We start from the raw sequence: 20,301 nt of genomic DNA on the forward strand, positions 1-20,301 counted from the left end.
ACCCTAATATTTATCACGCTCCTTCCATTAGAAAAAGCACTTATAGTGAAAATACATAGCTTGTAACAACTTCTGTGTCTAATTTCGATATATTGACTACATTGGGCTGGCAAAATCACTTTTGTACTTCACTTAATATTGAAGGAATTAACATGATTCAATTCGATACCGTGTCACCTTGCGAGTACGCCGACGCATTGCCTCGCAAGCAGTTTATGGATTATAGAATTAAGCCATTGTGGCAACCGATCCCCCGTATTGCTGGGCCTGCTTTTACAGTGAAATGCGAGGCAGGAGATCACCTTATGCTTCATGCGGCTATTTATCGCGCTAACGCTGGCGATATCATCGTGGTTGAGGCGGATGAGAAATTCGCGGTGGCGGGCGGTAACGTGTGTGCAATTGCACAGTCTAGAGGTATTAAAGGGTTTATTATTGACGGTGTCATAAGAGACTTGGCTGAAACCCGAGAAAATCAATTCCCTGTCTTTGCTCGCGGTGTAATTCCTAAGCCGGGCGCTAAAAAGTGTATATCGCCCCTCAATCAGCCTATTCAATGTGGTGGCGTGACGGTGAATGCCGGTGACATCATCGTGGCTGACGAAGAAGGTATTGTGGTAATTCCGCAAGCACAAGCACAAGAAGCTTTTGATATAGCCTTTGCCCGTGGTGAAAAAGATGCAGCCATGACACTTCAGCAGTGGCAAGCGCAGCATAGCGAAAAGGTAGAGAGTATTCTGAGAAACTTAGGCTACAACGATGAGTAAGCCGATGTTTTAAACCCGAGCATTGAACATATCGTGTAGAATGACGTAATTAAACGAAGTTGATGTAGAACGACACGAGTTTTGTTGCATGTTTTCATTTTTTGAACGATTAACACAGCCTTTCCCAAAAGCCCCACCAGGGCAACCTCCAACAGGTATTGTTGCCTTTTGTAAGTACTACACCCAAGGAATGTGGGGTGTTATTGCCACCGTCTCTATTTTAAGTGCCATTGTTGCGGTGCTAGAAGTGGCGCTGTTTGGTTTCTTGGGCCAATTAGTAGATTGGTTTTCAGAACAAAACCGAGAAACTTTTTTAGCCGAGCAAAAATGGACCTTAATTGGCATGGCCGTTACCGTGCTAGTGCTGATTCCAGGCTTTATCCTGTTACGTTCATTGTTTTCACGCCAGTCGCTTATGGGAAATTTCCCCATGCGTATTCGCTGGCAAGCCCACCGCTATTTACTCGGCCAAAGCTTAACCTTTTTCCACGATGAATTTGCGGGTCGCGTGGCTACAAAAGTCATGCAAACCGCGCTATCGGTACGTGAAACCGTAACCAAAGTCCTCGATTTACTGGTGTATATCAGCGTCTACTTTATTTCTATGGTGGTACTGGTGTTCAGTACCGATTGGCGCTTAGCGGTGCCGCTTGTGGTGTGGTTTTTTGTGTACATGTTCATCTTGCGCATGTTGGTACCCAAGCTTAAAGAAGTGTCACAAAAGCAGGCCGACGCGCGCTCTATGATGACGGGTCGAATTGTAGATAGTTACACTAATATCACGACAGTAAAGTTATTTTCTCATAGCCGCCGTGAAGCTGACTACGCCAGAGAAAGCATGGATGGCTTCTTAAAAACTGTTTATCCACAAATGCGTTTAGTGACGGTACTAGAGTTTTGCGTTGAAATGTCGAATGCCATATTGGTGTTTACCATTGGCGCATTGTCTGTGTATTTATGGATGGAAAATTTGGCCACACCTGGCGATATTGCCATTGCGATTAGTTTATCTCTTCGCCTAAATGGAATGTCGCATTGGATCATGTGGGAAGTATCGGGCTTGTTTGAAAACCTAGGCACGGTGCAAGATGGTATGAATACCCTAGCCCAACCTATCGCAGTGAAAGATAAGCCTAAAGCCACAGCGCTAAGTGTGCAGGGTGGTGGTATTAAGTTTGATAACGTGGACTTTGCCTACGCAGGTGCAGATAACCAACCCATCGATGTATTTTCTAATCTAGAGCTTGCCATACACCCGGGTGAAAAAGTGGGCTTGGTAGGGCGTTCAGGTTCGGGTAAATCAACATTGGTTAATTTGCTGATGCGATTTTACGATACCCAATCGGGGCGCATTATTATTGATGGGCAAGATATAACCCAAGTTGGCCAAGAAACCCTGCGGGCTAAAATTAGCATGGTGACGCAAGATACCTCGCTTATGCACAGGTCAGTACGTGACAACATTCTTTACGGGCGCACCAATGCCAGCGAAGAAGAAATGATAAACGCCGCCAAGCTATCAGAAGCTCACGAGTTTATTCTCACGCTCACTGACAGCCAAGGAAGAACAGGCTACGACGCCCATGTTGGGGAGCGAGGCGTGAAGCTATCGGGCGGGCAACGACAACGTATTGCGATTGCTCGCGTGCTACTGAAAGACGCGCCAGTATTAATCTTAGATGAAGCCACTTCTGCCTTAGACTCAGAAGCTGAAGCCGCTATTCAAGCAAGTCTAGATAAAGTGATGGAAGGTAAAACCGTATTGGCTATCGCGCATAGGCTTTCAACGATTGCGCAAATGGACCGATTATTAGTGTTAGAAAAAGGGCAGATAGTAGAGCAGGGGACACATGCCGAATTGATTGCACATAATGGTATTTACGCCAAGTTATGGGCACATCAAACAGGCGGCTTTATTGGCGTGGAATAGTTTTTCACTGAGATAACGAGTTTAACGGCACAGTAAGTTGCAGAACAACTTGCACTGAGGGAATTACCACCAACATGGTTAACAAAAACCTTGTGCCGCTTGTTATCTTGAGTATAATACGCCTCCCTCCCTTGCGATACCGCACTTTCCATTGAAATGACGCTGAATTCCCAAGGGTAGTGTAAGTAAAATTTGTGAGTTAAACACCACAGGGGTGTAGTTCGAATTGGTAGAACAGCGGTCTCCAAAACCGATGGTTGGGGGTTCGAGTCCCTCCACCCCTGCCAAATTACAAGTTCGCGTATTAGCGCGAGCAAAACGACGCTGTAGTGCTAGGATCGTGACATGAGCGAAAAGACGGAAAATCAGTCCAATGCATTGGACATGTTTAAATGGGTAGTGGTATTTGCCCTACTTGCTGGATTGGTTACGGCCAACACAGTGTTCGGTGAAATTTCAGTATTATACCGTGCAGTTACCGCAGTTGTGGTAGTGGTTATTGCTGGCTTCATCGCAGCATCGACGGTTAAAGGCAGCACTTTCCTTAGCTTTGCTAAAGAGTCGCGCACTGAAGTTCGCAAAGTAGTATGGCCGACCCGTCAAGAAGCAAACCAAACTACTATCATCGTACTAGCGGCTACGTTGGTAATGGCATTAATCCTTTGGGGATTAGACGGCATTATCGTTCGTGTTGTTGGATACATTACTGGAATAGGAGCATAACGTATGTCTGAAGAAGAAATTAAAAAAAGATGGTACGTAGTACAAGCATATTCTCAGTACGAAGGCCGCGTTCAAAAAACGCTACTTGAATATATCAAGATGCACGGCATGGAAGAGCACTTCGGTCAGATTCTAGTTCCGACTGAAGAAGTTGTTGAAATGCGTGCTGGCCAAAAGCGTAAATCTGAGCGTAAATTCTACCCAGGTTACGTATTGGTAGAAATGGCAATGAACGAAGAATCTTGGCACTTAGTGAAAAGCGTTCCTCGTGTACTTGGTTTCATCGGTGGTACTTCTGACCGCCCAATGCCAATTACCCAAAAAGAAGCAGACGCCATTCTTAACCGTCTTGAAGAGTCAGTTGATAAGCCTAAGCCGAAGACATTGTTCGAGCCAGGCGAAGTGGTTCGCGTTACAGACGGTCCATTTGCAGACTTCAATGGTGTGGTAGAAGAAGTAGACTACGAAAAGAGCCGCGTAAAAGTGTCGGTACTTATCTTCGGTCGTTCTACACCGGTAGATCTAGAATTCGGACAGGTAGAAAAAGGCTAGGTCTTTTTATCTACCTCCAAATTCATAAAAAAAGCCCCTTAATAGGGGCTTTTTTGTGCGAGGAGCTTTTGTGGGATTCAGATAGTAATAGGTGAAACATCATTACTTCTTTTTTTGTAAAAAATAGATGGTTAATTCACCCACAAAAACACGCTTAAAAAAGCAAAAAATGAAAATAAAAAATGCAGAATTAGACTCGTGTTTTTGGATATTTTTTTGCTACTACTAAAAGAGTCCCAAAATCCGACATTTAAAGCGCGCTTTAAAATGAAGTTGACTATGATAAGGCAAATCATCCAGACTAGAAATTTAGTGGGATGTTCCATTTTTTTTATTCATCTGTTGTTGTTGCATCTTCGGCGTCTGAAAGTACGTTGACAATTGCACCTGAAGCCACACCCCCTCCAACTCCCCACAACGCTCCAGACACTTGGGACACTTCTTCTTTGTTTAATTCGATTAGTTCTCTCATAGTATTAAATAATCCTTGTTTGCTAAAATTAAGGCTTAGTGCAACTTACACAAAAGCCGCGTTAATTTTGACAACCCTGAATATTTAATAAAACTGGCCATGAGATCGTTTTTTAGTCACATTTATGCTTGCATACCATTTGAACACCTTATATAATGCGCGCCCTTTTAAACGGAAACGGGAAGCCGATTGAGCAGGTAATCTCTGTTGTACTTGCAAGGCGCTATACCCAAACAAGAGAGCATTTAAAATGGCTAAAAAAGTAAGCGGTATTATTAAGCTTCAGGTTGCAGCAGGCGCTGCTAACCCAAGTCCACCAGTTGGTCCTGCACTAGGTCAACACGGTGTGAACATCATGGAATTCTGTAAAGCGTTTAACGCAAAAACAGATAGCCTTGAGAAAGGTGCTCCGGTACCTGTAGAAATTACGGTTTATGAAGATCGTTCTTTCACATTCGAAACTAAGACTCCTCCTGCGTCTTACCTGCTTAAGAAAGCAGCGGGCATCAAGAGCGGTTCTGGCCGTCCTAACACTGAAAAAGTGGGTACTGTTACTCGCGCTCAGTTGGAAGAAATCGCCAAAACTAAAGAACCAGACTTAACTGCAGCTGACCTAGATGCAGCGGTTCGCACTATCGCGGGTTCTGCTCGCTCAATGGGCTTGAACGTAGAGGACTAATCGAATGGCTAAATTATCTAAACGCGCTCGCATTATCCGCGAAAAAACAGACGCGACTAAAGAATACGAAATCAACGAAGCAGTTGCTTTGCTTAAAGAATTAGCGACAGCTAAATTCGCTGAAAGCATTGACGTTGCAGTAAACCTTGGTATCGACGCTAAGAAATCTGACCAAAACGTTCGTGGTGCTACTGTACTACCTAACGGTACTGGTAAAGACGTTCGCGTTGCAGTATTTACACAAGGTGCTAACGCTGAAGCCGCTAAAGAAGCTGGTGCTGACATCGTTGGTATGGAAGACCTTGCTGAGCAAGTGAAGAAAGGCGAAATGAACTTTGACGTTGTTGTTGCCAGCCCAGACGCTATGCGTGTTGTTGGTCAACTAGGTCAAATCTTAGGTCCACGTGGCCTAATGCCTAACCCTAAAACGGGTACAGTAACGCCAGACGTTGCTACTGCTGTTAAGAACGCTAAAGCTGGTCAGGTTCGCTACCGTAACGATAAGAACGGTATCATCCATGCTAGCATTGGTAAGATTGCGTTCGAAACAAACCAAATTCAAGAGAACCTTGAAGCATTACTAGAAGCATTGAAGAAAGCTAAGCCTTCTTCTGCTAAAGGTACTTATATCCAGAAGATCAGCCTAAGCACCACTATGGGCGCTGGCGTATCTCTAGATAAAGCTTCAGTAGGTCTTTAATAGCCTGCCGAGGCAACTCGGCTTCTCTGTAAAGGTAATGGGTTGGAGTCGTCAATACAGCAGTGCTGATTGGCAACTCCCGTCCAAGACCGCAGGTGCGATGTGGTGATTGAGGTAAGAGAACTTTCACATTAAACATATCGCTTAATAGAACAACCTGCGCAGACGGTGGTTTGACTCAGACTCTCTGGGGTAACAAACACCGTAGAGCGGTATCATCAATTATGTTGATATCAATCTGTGAACCCTGATGGCGTAAACAGGTAACTGTATACAAAGTCAGATACAAAGAGGTGAACTCAGTGGCACTAGGTTTAGCAGCAAAAAAAGAGATCGTAGCAGAAGTTTCTGAAGTTGCGTCTCGCGCTCTATCCGTTGCCGTCGCTGAATACCGTGGGATGGAAGTTGCAGAACTGACTGACCTTCGCGTAAAAGCTCGTGAGCAAGGCGTATACCTTAAGGTTATACGTAACACTCTAGCTAAGCGTGCATTGGCAGACAGTAAATTTGCAGACTTAGATAGCGCCCTTACTGGTCCTCTTATCTACGGCTTCTCAGTTGAGGCACCTGGTGGTGCAGCACGTCTTTTCAAAGACTTTGCGAAGCAAAACGATAAGTTGAACGTAACCGCTCTATCTATTGGTAGTGGTCTTCTTGGTCCAGATAAATTGGACGCAGTTGCTTCACTTCCTACTCGCGACGAAGCGCTTGCAAAACTTCTTGCAACCTTCAAAGCACCGGTTGGGAAATTCGTTCGTACTATCAACGAAGTACCTACCAAGTTTGTGCGCGTATTGGCGGCGATCAAAGACGAGAAGTAATTCCCGTTTTTGGCATATTGATTTTTTTAACATTTTAAAAACCCAGGAGTTTAGACCACATGGCTCTAACTAAAGAAGATATCTTAAACGCGATTGCTGAAATGCCAGTTATGGAATTGGTTGAGCTTATCGAAGCAGCTGAAGAAAAATTCGGTGTTGACGCATCTGCAGCAGTAGCTGTAGCTGGTCCAGCAGCGGGCGAAGCAGCAGCAGTTGAAGAAAAGACTGAGTTTGACGTTGTAATGACTTCATTCGGCGCAAACAAAGTTGCAGTAATCAAAGCAGTTCGCGCAGCGACTGGCCTAGGTCTTAAAGAAGCTAAAGAAGTAGTTGAATCTGCTCCTAAAGCTATCAAAGAAGGCGTAAGCAAAGAAGAAGCTGAAGAACTTAAAGCACAGCTAACTGAAGCTGGTGCTGAAGTTGAAGTTAAGTAATCTATTTGTTTAGATTATTTGCCTGAGACGGCAAGGCTGGTGGTTTTTTAAACCACCAGCCTTTTTGCGCTGTACAGTGTGTAGATTCTAACCCTTGACTACACTACTAAATGCGCACCTCGGAAATTACACATAAAAGCATAAAACCAACAAGTTAACTAATAATTGGTTAAATTTTGTTGTATGCTGTGGAATTGCCCCGAAAAAGGGTTGTGGAAGTTTGTTGCTTATGCGCAATTCAACACGAAGCTCATAGCTTGAAGCACTCGTCGCGATGCATAATGCAGCAGGTTGGGTCATAAATCAGCAGGCTGAGGAACCCATGGTTTACTCTTATAGCGAAAAGAAACGTATCCGTAAGGATTTTGGCAAACGCCCACAGGTATTGGAAATTCCATACCTTCTTTCAATTCAGCTTGATTCTTTCAAAAAGTTTATTGAGATCGACGCCGATGCTCAATACGGCTTGGAAGCAGCATTTCGTTCCGTTTTTCCGATAAAAAGCTACTCAGGTAACTCGGAGCTTCAATATGTTAGCTACCGTTTGGGAGAGCCAGTATTCGACGTTAAAGAATGTCAAATTCGTGGCGTCACATTCTCTGCTCCATTAAGAGTAAAACTACGGTTAGTATTGTTTGATAAAGACGCTGCGCCAGGTACCGTAAAAGACATTAAAGAACAAGAAGTGTACATGGGCGAAATCCCATTGATGACTCAGAACGGTACGTTCGTTATCAATGGTACAGAGCGTGTTATCGTGTCACAGCTACACCGTTCACCTGGTGTGTTCTTCGATCACGATAAAGGCAAAACTCACTCGTCAGGTAAAGTGCTTTATAATGCACGTGTAATTCCTTACCGTGGTTCTTGGCTTGACTTCGAGTTCGATCCAAAAGATAACCTGTTTGTTCGTATTGACCGTCGTCGTAAGTTGCCAGCAACAATCATCTTACGCGCGCTTGAAATGACATCAGAAGAAATCTTGGATACGTTCTTCGAGAAAGTCAGTGTACGTATCGATAAAGACAAGTTAATGATGGAAGTGGTGCCAGATCGTCTTCGTGGCGAAACCGCAGCATTCGATATCATTGACGGTGAAGGTAATGTTGTTGTTGAAACCGGTCGTCGTGTATCTGCACGTCATACCCGTGCGCTTGAAAAAGCGGGTTTATCTGAACTTGAAGTTCCAGCAGATTACCTAATTGGTCGCGTATTCGCGGCAACATACGTAAATGAAGATACTGGCGAAGTTATCGTTAGCGCTAACGAAGAGTTAACGCTTGAGAACTTAGCGGCACTAAGCCAAGCTGGTATTAAAGAGTTCGAAACTTTGTACATTAATGAATTGGACCATGGTTCATACATTTCTGACACATTGCGTATCGACTCTTCAACAAACCGCCTAGAAGCGCTTGTTGAAATTTACCGCATGATGCGTCCTGGTGAGCCACCAACAAAAGACGCAGCAGAAACCTTATTCCAAAACCTTTTCTTCTCAGATGAGCGTTATGACCTATCTTCTGTAGGTCGTATGAAGTTCAACCGCCGTTTAGGCCGTGAAGAATTGATTGGTTCAGGCACCCTAGATAAAGACGATATTGTTTCAGTAATGAAGCAACTTATCGAGATTCGTGACGGTAAAGATGAAGTGGACGATATCGACCACTTGGGTAACCGCCGTATCCGTTCTGTGGGTGAAATGGCTGAAAACCAATTCCGTGTTGGTTTAGTACGTGTTGAGCGTGCTGTTAAAGAGCGTCTAAGCTTAGGCGACCTTGATAGCATTATGCCGCAAGACCTTATTAACGCTAAGCCTATTTCGGCTGCGGTTAAAGAGTTCTTCGGTTCATCACAGCTTTCTCAGTTCATGGACCAAAACAACCCGTTATCAGAAGTAACGCATAAGCGTCGTATTTCTGCATTAGGCCCGGGTGGTCTTACGCGTGAGCGTGCAGGCTTCGAAGTACGTGACGTACACCCTACGCACTACGGTCGTCTGTGTCCTATCGAGACGCCTGAAGGTCCAAACATCGGTTTGATCAACTCATTGGCAAGCTTCGCGCGTACCAATGACTTTGGTTTCCTTGAAACGCCGTTCCGTCGCATTGTTGATGGTGTGGTAAGTGAAGAAATCGATTACTTGTCTGCAATTGAAGAAGGTCAATTCGCAATTGCACAGGCAAACATTGTTTTAACCGCAAACGGTGAGCTAGTAGACGACCTTATTCCATGTCGTCACCGTGGTGAAACCACCTTGATGCCGAAAGAAGACATCAAGTACATGGACGTTTCTCCACAGCAAATCGTTTCAATCGCTGCGAGTATCATTCCGTTCCTAGAACACGATGATGCTAACCGCGCATTGATGGGTGCGAACATGCAACGTCAGGCTGTACCTACATTACGTGCTGATAAGCCGCTTGTTGGTACCGGTATGGAAAGAACCATTGCTGTTGACTCAGGTGTTACTGTAGTTGCTAAGCGTGGTGGTAGAGTTGACTATGTTGACGCTAGCCGTATCGTTATTAAAGTAGAAGAAGATGAAATGCTTCCTGGTGAAGCAGGTATCGACATCTACAACCTGACTAAATACACACGTTCTAACCAGAACACCTGTATCAATCAGCGTCCTACTTGTAGTGTGGGCGACCCGATTGTTGCTGGCGATGTATTGGCTGACGGTCCATCTACTGACTTGGGCGATCTTGCGCTTGGTCAGAACATGCGTATCGCGTTCATGCCTTGGAACGGTTATAACTTCGAGGATTCAATCCTTATCTCTGAGCGTGTAGCTCAGGAAGACCGTTTCACCACTATCCACATTCAAGAACTAAGCTGTATTGCTCGTGATACTAAGCTTGGGCCAGAAGAGATTTCTTCTGATATTCCGAATGTTGGCGAATCTGCACTAAGCAAACTTGATGAATCAGGTGTTGTTTACATTGGTGCGGAAGTGAAAGGCGGCGACATTCTGGTAGGTAAAGTAACACCTAAAGGTGAAACTCAACTTACGCCAGAAGAAAAACTATTAAGAGCAATCTTCGGTGAAAAAGCGTCTGACGTAAAAGATACGTCACTACGTGTGCCTAACTCTGTTCACGGTACGGTTATCGACGTTCAAGTCTTTACCCGTGACGGCGTAGAGAAAGACAAACGTGCGCTTGAAATTGAAGACATGCAACTTCGTCAGGTTAAGAAAGACCTTACTGACGAATTTGAAATTCTTGCAGACGGTATCTTTGCTCGTGCACAAAACGCATTACTACGCTCTGGTGTTGAACAAGCTAAGCTTGACAGCCTACCGCGTGAGAAGTGGTTTGAAATTGCATTAAACGACGAAGACGTACAGCTTGAGATCGACCAAATTGCTGATCAGCACGCAGAAATCAAAGAAGACTTCGATAAGAAGTTTGAAACTAAGCGTCGCAAGATCACACAAGGCGATGACCTAGCACCTGGTGTCCTTAAGATTGTTAAGGTTTACCTAGCTGTTAAGCGTCACATCCAGCCTGGTGATAAAATGGCCGGTCGTCACGGTAACAAAGGTGTAATTTCAACGATTCAGCCTGTGGAAGACATGCCATATGATGCTAAGGGTACGCCGGTAGACATCGTATTGAACCCACTAGGTGTACCATCGCGGATGAACATCGGTCAGATCCTAGAAACACATATGGGTATGGCTGCTCACGGTCTTGGTGTGAAAATCGATCGCATGCTAAAAGAGCATGAAGAGATGCAGAAGCTTCGTAATTTCTTGAAAGAAATTTATGAGCTTGGCGAGAATCACCAAGAAGTGGACATCGATAACTTCACCGACCACGAAATTACACGTCTTGCAAACAACCTACGTAAGGGTGTTCCAATTGCAACACCTGTATTCGACGGTGCACGTGAATCTGAAATTAAGGAAATGTTGAAGTTAGCTGACATTCCTGAAAGCGGTCAGATTTCGTTGTTCGACGGTCGTACTGGTCGCGAGTTTGAGCGTCCTGTTACGGTTGGTTACATGTACATGCTGAAACTGAACCACTTGGTTGACGACAAAATGCACGCTCGTTCAACTGGTTCGTACAGCCTTGTTACACAACAGCCGCTGGGTGGTAAAGCTCAGTTCGGTGGTCAGCGCTTCGGAGAGATGGAAGTGTGGGCCCTTGAAGCTTACGGTGCAGCATATACCCTTCAGGAAATGCTTACTGTTAAGTCGGATGATGTTAACGGCCGTACTAAGATGTACAAGAACATCGTCGATGGTGACCACAGAATGGAACCTGGCATGCCAGAATCATTCAACGTATTACTTAAAGAAATCCGCTCGTTGGGTATCAACATCGAGTTGGAAGAGAAGTAACACGGCAATCGCCACGTTATGACAAGAGATGGCCCGGCGCTTGCGCCGGGTTCTAGAGACTGACTCCGCTGGGAGAGTAATGTGAAAGACTTATTAAAGTTTCTAAAGCAACAAAACAAGACTGAAGAATTCGATAATATTCGAATCGGTCTTGCTTCACCTGACATGATTCGTTCATGGTCTTTTGGTGAAGTTAAGAAGCCAGAAACAATTAACTACCGTACGTTCAAACCAGAACGTGACGGCCTGTTTTGTGCGCGTATTTTCGGACCAGTTAAAGACTACGAATGTCTTTGTGGTAAGTATAAGCGTCTGAAGCACCGTGGTGTTATCTGTGAAAAATGTGGTGTTGAAGTAACCCTAACTAAAGTACGTCGTGAGCGTATGGGTCACATTGAACTGGCAAGCCCAGTTGCACACATCTGGTTCCTTAAATCACTTCCGTCTCGTATCGGCTTAATGCTTGATATGACACTTCGTGATATTGAACGTGTACTATATTTTGAATCTTACGTAGTAACCGAGCCGGGTATGACTACCCTTGAGCGCAGCCAACTTCTTAACGAAGAAGATTACTTGGATGCACTTGAAGAGCACGGTGACGAGTTTGACGCAAAAATGGGTGCTGAAGCCGTATTTGACCTTTTAAAAGTGTTAGATGTAGATGCTGACGTAGCTTCCATGCGTGAAGAGTTGCCTTCAATCAACTCTGAAACTAAGCGTAAGAAAATCACCAAACGTCTTAAGTTGCTTGAATCATTCCAACAGTCTGGCAACAAGCCAGAGTGGATGATCTTGACTGTACTTCCAGTACTTCCGCCGGATCTTCGTCCGTTGGTACCTCTGGATGGTGGTCGATTTGCAACCTCTGACCTGAACGATTTATACCGTCGTGTTATCAACCGTAACAACCGTCTTAAGCGTCTTCTAGACCTTGCGGCGCCTGACATTATCGTACGTAACGAAAAACGTATGCTTCAGGAAGCGGTAGATGCATTACTAGATAACGGTCGTCGTGGCCGCGCTATCACAGGTTCTAACAAACGTCCTCTTAAATCACTTGCCGATATGATTAAAGGTAAGCAAGGTCGTTTCCGTCAGAACTTACTTGGTAAGCGTGTTGACTACTCTGGTCGTTCTGTAATTACCGTTGGTCCTACATTACGTCTTCACCAATGTGGTCTTCCTAAGAAAATGGCACTTGAGTTATTCAAGCCGTTTATCTATGGAAAACTTGAAGGTCGTGGTTTAGCAACAACTATCAAAGCAGCGAAGAAGCTGGTTGAACGTGAAGCACCAGAGGTATGGGACGTACTAGATGACGTTATCCGTGAACACCCTGTTATGCTTAACCGTGCACCAACACTTCACCGTTTGGGTATCCAGGCATTTGAACCAACCCTTATCGAAGGTAAAGCGATTCAGCTTCACCCACTAGTATGTGCGGCCTACAACGCCGATTTCGATGGTGACCAAATGGCTGTACACGTGCCGCTGACTATTGAAGCTCAGCTTGAAGCACGTGCGTTGATGATGTCGACCAACAACATTCTGTCACCTGCAAATGGTGAACCTATTATCGTTCCTTCACAGGACGTTGTATTAGGTCTTTATTACCTAACCCGTGACAAAGTGAACGGTTTGGGTGAGGCAATGGTATTTACCAGCCCGAATGAAGCAGAAAAAGCATACCGCACAGGTAACGCAGAACTTCACTCACGCGTTAAAGTACGTATCACTGAATACGACATTGACGAAGATGGCGTGAAAACTGAGAAAGTAACGCTAACAGATACTACTGTTGGTCGTGCAATTTTCTCATTGATGCTACCTAAAGGTTTGCCGTTTGAAATTATCAACCAGGCAATGGGCAAAAAGCAGATTTCACGTTTGCTTAACGCTTGTTACCGTACACTGGGTCTTAAAGACACAGTAATCGCTGCTGACCAAATCATGTATACCGGTTTCCACTACGCAATGATTGCGGGTGCATCTGTTGGTATTGATGACATGGTAATCCCAGCTGCGAAGAAAGATATTATCGACGCTGCAGAAGCCGAAGTTATCGAGATCCAGGAACAGTTCCAAAATGGTCTTGTAACCGCCGGTGAGCGCTACAACAAAGTTATCGATATCTGGTCAAATGCCAACGAAAAAGTTGCCAAGGCCATGATGGATAACCTTAAGACTGACATCGTAATTAACCGCGATGGCGAAGAAGAAGAGCAAACCTCATTTAACTCTGTTTATATGATGGCCGACTCTGGTGCTCGTGGTAGTGCCGCTCAGATTCGTCAGCTAGCGGGTATGCGTGGTCTGATGGCTAAGCCAGATGGCTCAATCATCGAAACGCCAATCACGGCTAACTTCCGTGAAGGTCTTAACGTACTTCAGTACTTCATCTCTACTCACGGTGCGCGTAAAGGTCTAGCCGATACAGCACTTAAGACTGCGAACTCGGGTTACCTAACTCGTCGTCTAGTAGATGTTGCACAAGATTTGGTTATTACTAACGACGACTGTGGCACCTTCGGTGGTGTTCAGATGACACCGCTAATTGAAGGTGGTGACGTTGTAGAACCACTTCGTGAGCGTGTACTAGGTCGTGTAGTTGCAGAAGATGTAGTTAAACCAGGTACGACAGAAGTATTGGTTGAGCGTAATGTGTTACTAGACGAAGCGCTAGTAGACATGCTTGAAGCTAACTCTGTTGACCAAATTCAAGTACGCTCGGTTATCACCTGTGATAACGACTTCGGTGTGTGTGCAAACTGTTATGGTCGTGACCTTGCTCGCGGACATATGGTTGGAAGCGGTGAGTCTGTGGGTGTTATTGCCGCACAGTCAATCGGTGAACCAGGTACACAGCTTACCATGCGTACGTTCCACATCGGTGGTGCGGCATCACGAGCTTCTGCTGAGAACAGCGTTCAGGTTAAAACTGCGGGTAGCCTTAAGCTACACAATGAAAAATCAGTACGTAACTCAGACGGCAAAGTGGTTATTGTTTCTCGTTCAACAGAACTTACTGTTATCGATGAACAAGGTCGTGAGAAAGAGCGCTATAAAGTACCTTACGGTGCTGTACTTAGCGTGGATGACGGTGCAACTATTGCAGCTGGCGACGTTGTTGCTAACTGGGATCCGCATAGTCACCCAATCGTTACTGAACGTGCAGCTAAGATTAGCTTCGCCGACATCGACGACTCTAACACCGAGATGCAACAAGACGAACTAACTGGTCTTACGCGTATCGTAGTTAAAGATCTTGCGAAGAGTAACTCTAAAGAACCTAAACTTATCCTAGAAAGTGATGAGTTCGGTCTTCAAGAGATTCGCTTACCAAGCTTTACCACTATCGAAGCGAAAGAAGGTAAGGTTGCTAACGAAGGTGACGTGTTAGCACGTATACCTCAAGAAAGCTCGAAGACACGTGATATCACGGGTGGTCTACCTCGCGTAGCCGACTTGTTTGAAGCACGTAAGCCTAAAGAGCCAGCTATCCTTGCTGAAGTTTCAGGTACTATTGGTTTCGGTAAAGAAACCAAAGGTAAGAAACGTTTGGTTATCACGCCGCCAGAGGGTGATGCATACGAAGAGATGATTCCAAAATGGCGTCAGCTTAACGTGTTCGAAGGTGAGAAAGTGGAACGCGGTGAAGTTATTGCAGATGGCCCTGAGTCACCGCATGACATCTTGCGTCTACGTGGTATCTCTGCTGTAGCAAACTACATCGTGAACGAAGTTCAGGAAGTTTACCGTCTACAGGGTGTAAAAATTAACGATAAGCACATCGAAGTTGTTATTCGTCAGATGTTGCGTAAGTGCGTTATTACCCATTCAGGTGATACTCAGTTCCTTGAAGGCGAACAAGTTGAAGTGTCTAACGTGAAAGTGACCAACCGTGAAGTTGAAAAACACGGTAAGATCCCAGCGCAGTATGAAACACAACTGCTTGGTATCACTAAGGCGTCGCTATCTACTGAGTCATTCATCTCAGCTGCATCGTTCCAAGAAACAACACGTGTTCTTACCGAAGCTGCAGTTCAAGGTAAAGAAGATGACCTTCGCGGTCTGAAAGAAAACGTAATCGTGGGTCGATTGATTCCAGCGGGTACAGGTTTCGCTTACCATGAACGTCGTGCACAACGTCGTAAAGAAGAAATCGAAGAAATGTCAGTTTCTGCTGCTGATGCAGAACAGGCATTAACCGAAGCGCTTAACGCCGGTGACGACTCAGCCGAATAAGGCATGATCGTAGGAGTACGTTAACGTACTCCTAACAAATTGGCATGTTAAGCTGACAGATTGCAGTTAAATGCCTGCTTAACCTTTGTACAGCTTGACACGCCGAGCTATGATCATTAATATTCCGCGACCCGATTTTGGATGACCTCTAAAAGGCAGAAGAAAATGGGCGCGGTTTTTTGTATCAGAGCTCAGTTAATGCTGACAAGCACAGTATTAACATTAAATGAGTGACGTTAGAAAAGTCGCTTTAATGGACCCAATCAGAGTGATTGGGTTTTTGTAGTTTTTAATCAGGAGCTAGTTAATGGCAACAGTTAACCAGTTAGTCCGCAAGCCGCGCAAAAAGCCCGTTGAAAAAAGCAACGTAGCTGCATTGCAAGCTTGTCCTCAAAGACGCGGTGTATGTACTCGTGTATATACTACTACGCCTAAGAAACCAAACTCTGCACTACGTAAAGTATGTCGTGTACGTCTAACTAACGGTTTTGAAGTTTCTTCATACATCGGTGGTGAAGGTCACAACTTACAAGAGCACAGTGTAGTACTTATCCGTGGTGGTCGTGTTAAAGATCTACCAGGTGTTCGTTATCACACAGTTCGCGGTACATTAGACTGCGCAGGTGTAAACGATCGTAAGCAAGCCCGTTCTAAGTACGGTGCGAAGAAGCCTAAGTCTTAACGGTTCTCCGTTAGTAAGGCCAAACTGAAGTTTAAGAGTTTTGGGTAATTCCTGAATTCATACGGAGAATAGAAATGCCAAGAAGAAGAGTCGTAGGTCAACGTAAAATCCTACCAGAGCCAAAATTTAGCTCACAACTGCTTGCAAAATTCATGAATGTCGTAATGCTTGACGGCAAGAAGTCAGTCGCTGAAAAAATCGTTTACGGTGCGCTCGATATTGTTGCTGAAAAAACCAGCAAAGCTCACCTAGATGTATTCGAAGAAGCACTTGATAACATCCGTCCTACTGTAGAGGTTAAATCTCGTCGTGTAGGTGGTTCAACTTATCAAGTACCAGTAGAAGTTCGTCCAGTTCGTCGTAATGCCCTAGGTATGCGTTGGTTGGTAGATGCTGCTCGTAAACGTGGCGAGAAGTCAATGGCTCAACGCCTGGCTGCTGAAATGATTGATGCATCAGAAAATAAAGGTTCTGCGGTTAAGAAACGTGAAGACGTTCACCGTATGGCCGAAGCAAACAAAGCGTTTGCTCATTACCGTTGGTAATAAACGTAATATAACTGAGAGAGATGTATGCCTCGTAAGACCTCGATTGAGCGTTACCGCAATATTGGTATTGTGGCTCATGTGGACGCGGGTAAAACCACGACCACAGAGAGAGTCCTGTTTTATACAGGGTTGTCTCATAAAATCGGTGAAGTGCATGATGGTGCTGCAACCATGGACTGGATGGAACAAGAGCAGGAGCGTGGTATTACTATCACGTCTGCTGCAACCACTTGTTTCTGGTCAGGCATGGAAAAGCAGTTCGATCAGCATCGTATAAACATTATAGACACGCCAGGACACGTGGACTTTACCATTGAGGTAGAACGTTCATTACGGGTACTGGACGGGGCTGTAGTGGTTTTTTGCGGGTCTTCTGGGGTTGAACCTCAATCAGAGACAGTCTGGCGACAGGCTGACAAATATGAGGTGCCACGTCTCGTGTTCATCAATAAGATGGACCGAGCTGGCGCCGATTTTGAGCGTGTTGTGGGTCAAATCCGTAAACGCTTAGGCGCAAACTGTGTTCCTATTCAATTGAACATGGGCGCTGAAGAAGAGTTCCATGGCGTAATCGATCTTATTAAGATGAAAGCCATAAACTGGAATGCCGAAGACATGGGTATGACGTTTACCTATGAAGATATTCCAGCGCAATATTTAGACAACGCACAAAAGTATCGTACAGAGATGATTGAAGCTGCTGCTGAAGCCTCTGACGAGCTTATGGATAAGTATTTAGAAGGCGAAGAGCTAACTGAAGCTGAAATCCGACTTGGTTTACGTACCCGTACACTGAACAACGAAATTGTTCTTGCCACCTGTGGCAGTGCCTTCAAAAACAAAGGTGTTCAGGCAGTACTAGACGCGGTAGTAGAATACTTACCGTCACCAAGTGAAGTAAAAGCTATTACGGGTGTTTTAGACGACAAAAATGAAACTGAAGCTGAGCGTCATGCAGACGACAGCGAGCCGTTCTCGGCCCTTGCATTTAAAATCGCTACCGACCCATTCGTAGGAACGCTAACTTTCTTCCGTTGTTACTCTGGCGTTGTTAATACTGGTGATACGGTTTACAACCCAGTGAAAGGTAAACGCGAGCGTTTTGGGCGTATTGTTCAAATGCACGCTAAAGACCGTGAAGAAATTAAAGAAGTTCGTGCTGGCGATATTGCCGCAGCCATTGGTCTTAAAGATGTGACCACAGGTGATACGCTTTGCGATCCGAATAATGTCATTACACTAGAGCGTATGGAATTTCCTGACCCGGTAATTTCTATCGCAGTTGAGCCTCGCTCTCAGGCTGACCAAGAAAAGATGGGACTCGCGTTAGGTAAACTAGCCGCTGAAGACCCGTCATTCAAGGTGAAGACTGATGAAGAGTCGGGCCAAACGATTATCTCTGGTATGGGTGAGCTTCACCTTGATATCATTGTTGATCGTATGAAACGCGAATTTAAAGTTGAATGTAACGTAGGTAAACCTCAGGTTGCTTATCGTGAGACTATTCGCAAGAAAGTAGAAGTTGAAGGTAAATTCGTACGTCAGTCTGGCGGCCGTGGTCAATTTGGTCACGTGTGGCTTCGTATTGAGCCACAAGCAGAAGAAGGCGCAGGCTACGAATTTGTTAATGACATCGTCGGTGGTGTGGTACCAAAAGAGTTCATACCAGCGGTTGATAAAGGAATTCAGGAGCAGTTGCAAAGTGGTGTTGTAGCAGGGTATCCGGTACTAGATGTAAAGGTTACTTTGTTCGACGGTTCTTACCATGATGTTGACTCTTCTGAAATGGCGTTTAAGATCGCCGGCTCTATGGGTTTCAAAAAAGGCGCCGCAGAAGCAAATCCGGTGTTGCTTGAACCCATGATGAAAGTTGAAGTAACTACTCCAGAAGACTGGATGGGTGATGTGGTTGGTGACCTAAATCGTCGTCGCGGCATGATCGAAGGTATGGAAGAAGGCGTAGCAGGTATTAAAATAGTACGTGCTAAGGTGCCGCTTTCAGAAATGTTCGGGTATGCTACTGACTTGCGTTCTCAAACGCAGGGTCGCGCATCATACTCTATGGAGTTCTTCAATTATTCTGAGGCGCCTAACAATGTGGCGCAGGCTATTATTGAATCTAGAATTTAATCTAAATGAAGGTTCGGTCCGGTCTATGTTTGGGTCGGACTTTTAACTTAGGAAACGAGAAAAATGGCAAAAGAAAAGTTTGAACGTACGAAACCCCATGTAAACGTGGGTACAATCGGCCACGTTGACCACGGAAAAACTACTCTAACTGCGGCAATCACTACTGTTCTTTCAAAGACATACGGTGGTTCAGCTCAGGCTTTCGATCAAATCGATAACGCGCCTGAAGAAAAAGCTCGTGGTATCACCATCTCTACTTCACACGTAGAGTATGACACTCCTACTCGTCACTACGCTCACGTAGATTGCCCAGGACACGCTGATTACGTTAAAAACATGATCACCGGTGCTGCACAGATGGATGGAGCTATCCTAGTAGTAGCTGCGACTGATGGCCCTATGCCTCAGACTCGTGAGCACATCCTACTTGGTCGTCAGGTTGGTGTTCCTTACATCATCGTATTCATGAACAAATGTGACATGGTTGATGATGAAGAGCTTCTAGAGCTAGTAGAAATGGAAGTTCGTGAACTTCTTAGCGAATATGAATTCCCAGGCGATGACCTTCCAGTTATCCAAGGTTCTGCACTTAAAGCCCTTGAAGGCGATGCAGAATGGGAAAAGAAAATCATCGAACTTGGTGAAGCTCTTGATTCATACATCCCAGAGCCAGAGCGTGCTATCGATAAGCCGTTCATTCTTCCAATCGAAGACGTATTCTCAATCTCAGGCCGTGGTACAGTAGTAACGGGTCGTGTAGAGCAAGGTATTGTTAAAGTTGGTGAAGAAGTAGAAATCGTTGGTATCAAAGATACGACTAAGACGACTTGTACTGGTGTTGAAATGTTCCGTAAACTTCTTGACGAAGGTCGCGCTGGTGAGAACGTTGGTGTTCTTCTACGTGGTACTAAGCGTGAAGACGTTGAACGTGGTCAAGTACTAGCTAAGCCTGGTTCAATCAACCCACACACTAAATTCGAAGCTGAAGTATACGTACTAAGCAAAGACGAAGGTGGCCGTCATACTCCATTCTTCAAAGGCTATCGTCCACAGTTCTACTTCCGTACAACTGACGTAACTGGTGCTGTAGAGCTTCCAGAAGGCGTAGAGATGGTAATGCCTGGTGACAACCTTAAGTTCGTAGTAGAACTTATTGCACCAATCGCGATGGACGAAGGTTTACGCTTCGCTATCCGTGAAGGTGGCCGTACTGTAGGTGCTGGTGTTGTAGCTAAGATTCTTTAATCTAAGCAAACCAAAGCAT

General features: G+C 45.0%; 15 protein-coding genes and 1 tRNA gene. 15 read left to right on the forward strand and 1 reads right to left on the reverse strand.

Annotated elements, in window-relative coordinates; genetic code table 11:
* Positions 1–152: 152 nt before the first annotated feature.
* From AAC006_RS09550 to nusG, 5 genes are all read left to right on the forward strand, one after another.
* Positions 153–767: an RraA family protein gene (locus AAC006_RS09550; RefSeq protein ID WP_126873279.1), complete on the forward strand. Its 615-nt coding sequence runs from the start codon at positions 153–155 to the stop codon at positions 765–767.
* Positions 768–855: 88 nt separating this feature from the next.
* Positions 856–2,697 carry an ABC transporter ATP-binding protein gene (locus tag AAC006_RS09555; protein ID WP_126873278.1) on the forward strand — a complete coding sequence of 614 codons (1,842 nt, stop codon included), beginning with the start codon at positions 856–858 and terminating at the stop codon, positions 2,695–2,697.
* A gap of 210 nt (positions 2,698–2,907) precedes the next feature.
* A tRNA-Trp gene (locus tag AAC006_RS09560) sits at positions 2,908–2,984 on the forward strand.
* Between the two features lie 58 nt (positions 2,985–3,042).
* A complete protein-coding gene (secE, locus tag AAC006_RS09565; RefSeq protein ID WP_057795659.1) occupies positions 3,043–3,420 on the forward strand; it encodes a preprotein translocase subunit SecE in 378 nt (125 codons plus the stop codon).
* 3 nt (positions 3,421–3,423) lie between these two features.
* Positions 3,424–3,972, forward strand: a complete 549-nt coding sequence (nusG, locus tag AAC006_RS09570; protein ID WP_013786334.1) for a transcription termination/antitermination protein NusG — start codon at positions 3,424–3,426, stop codon at positions 3,970–3,972.
* Between the two features lie 331 nt (positions 3,973–4,303).
* Here the strand turns inward: nusG and AAC006_RS09575 are convergent, their stop codons facing one another.
* Entirely contained in the window at positions 4,304–4,444 is a 141-nt protein-coding gene (locus AAC006_RS09575) for a hypothetical protein (RefSeq protein ID WP_339891183.1), read from the reverse strand.
* A 250-nt stretch (positions 4,445–4,694) separates the two neighbouring features.
* On the opposite strand from AAC006_RS09575, the gene rplK reads away from it, so the two are divergent.
* The 10 genes from rplK (at position 4,695) to tuf (ending at position 20,282) form a co-directional block, all read left to right on the forward strand.
* Positions 4,695–5,123: a 50S ribosomal protein L11 gene (rplK, locus tag AAC006_RS09580; protein ID WP_013786332.1), complete on the forward strand. Its 429-nt coding sequence runs from the start codon at positions 4,695–4,697 to the stop codon at positions 5,121–5,123.
* 4 nt (positions 5,124–5,127) lie between these two features.
* Entirely contained in the window at positions 5,128–5,823 is a 696-nt protein-coding gene (gene rplA, locus AAC006_RS09585) for a 50S ribosomal protein L1 (protein WP_159533657.1), read from the forward strand.
* A gap of 302 nt (positions 5,824–6,125) precedes the next feature.
* Positions 6,126–6,644, forward strand: coding sequence for a 50S ribosomal protein L10 (gene rplJ, locus AAC006_RS09590; RefSeq protein WP_013786330.1), 519 nt, complete (start codon positions 6,126–6,128; stop codon positions 6,642–6,644).
* 59 nt (positions 6,645–6,703) lie between these two features.
* The gene (gene rplL / locus AAC006_RS09595) at positions 6,704–7,078 is read left to right on the forward strand and encodes a 50S ribosomal protein L7/L12 (RefSeq protein ID WP_013786329.1); all 375 of its coding nucleotides are present in this window, start codon (positions 6,704–6,706) and stop codon (positions 7,076–7,078) included.
* A gap of 322 nt (positions 7,079–7,400) precedes the next feature.
* Positions 7,401–11,429 carry a DNA-directed RNA polymerase subunit beta gene (gene rpoB / locus AAC006_RS09600; protein WP_339891189.1) on the forward strand — a complete coding sequence of 1,343 codons (4,029 nt, stop codon included), beginning with the start codon at positions 7,401–7,403 and terminating at the stop codon, positions 11,427–11,429.
* An 81-nt stretch (positions 11,430–11,510) separates the two neighbouring features.
* A complete protein-coding gene (gene rpoC, locus AAC006_RS09605; RefSeq protein WP_013786327.1) occupies positions 11,511–15,677 on the forward strand; it encodes a DNA-directed RNA polymerase subunit beta' in 4,167 nt (1,388 codons plus the stop codon).
* A 307-nt stretch (positions 15,678–15,984) separates the two neighbouring features.
* Positions 15,985–16,359, forward strand: a complete 375-nt coding sequence (gene rpsL, locus AAC006_RS09610; protein WP_013786326.1) for a 30S ribosomal protein S12 — start codon at positions 15,985–15,987, stop codon at positions 16,357–16,359.
* 74 nt (positions 16,360–16,433) lie between these two features.
* On the forward strand, positions 16,434–16,904 hold the full coding sequence (gene rpsG / locus AAC006_RS09615; protein ID WP_013786325.1) for a 30S ribosomal protein S7: 471 nt from the start codon (positions 16,434–16,436) through the stop codon (positions 16,902–16,904).
* Between the two features lie 27 nt (positions 16,905–16,931).
* Positions 16,932–19,037, forward strand: a complete 2,106-nt coding sequence (gene fusA, locus AAC006_RS09620) for an elongation factor G (RefSeq protein ID WP_339891185.1) — start codon at positions 16,932–16,934, stop codon at positions 19,035–19,037.
* A gap of 63 nt (positions 19,038–19,100) precedes the next feature.
* Positions 19,101–20,282 carry an elongation factor Tu gene (tuf, locus tag AAC006_RS09625; protein ID WP_013782545.1) on the forward strand — a complete coding sequence of 394 codons (1,182 nt, stop codon included), beginning with the start codon at positions 19,101–19,103 and terminating at the stop codon, positions 20,280–20,282.
* Positions 20,283–20,301: the final 19 nt, after the last annotated feature.

The sequence above is a fragment of the uncultured Alteromonas sp. genome (assembly GCF_963976965.1).
GTDB lineage: Bacteria > Pseudomonadota > Gammaproteobacteria > Enterobacterales > Alteromonadaceae > Alteromonas > Alteromonas naphthalenivorans.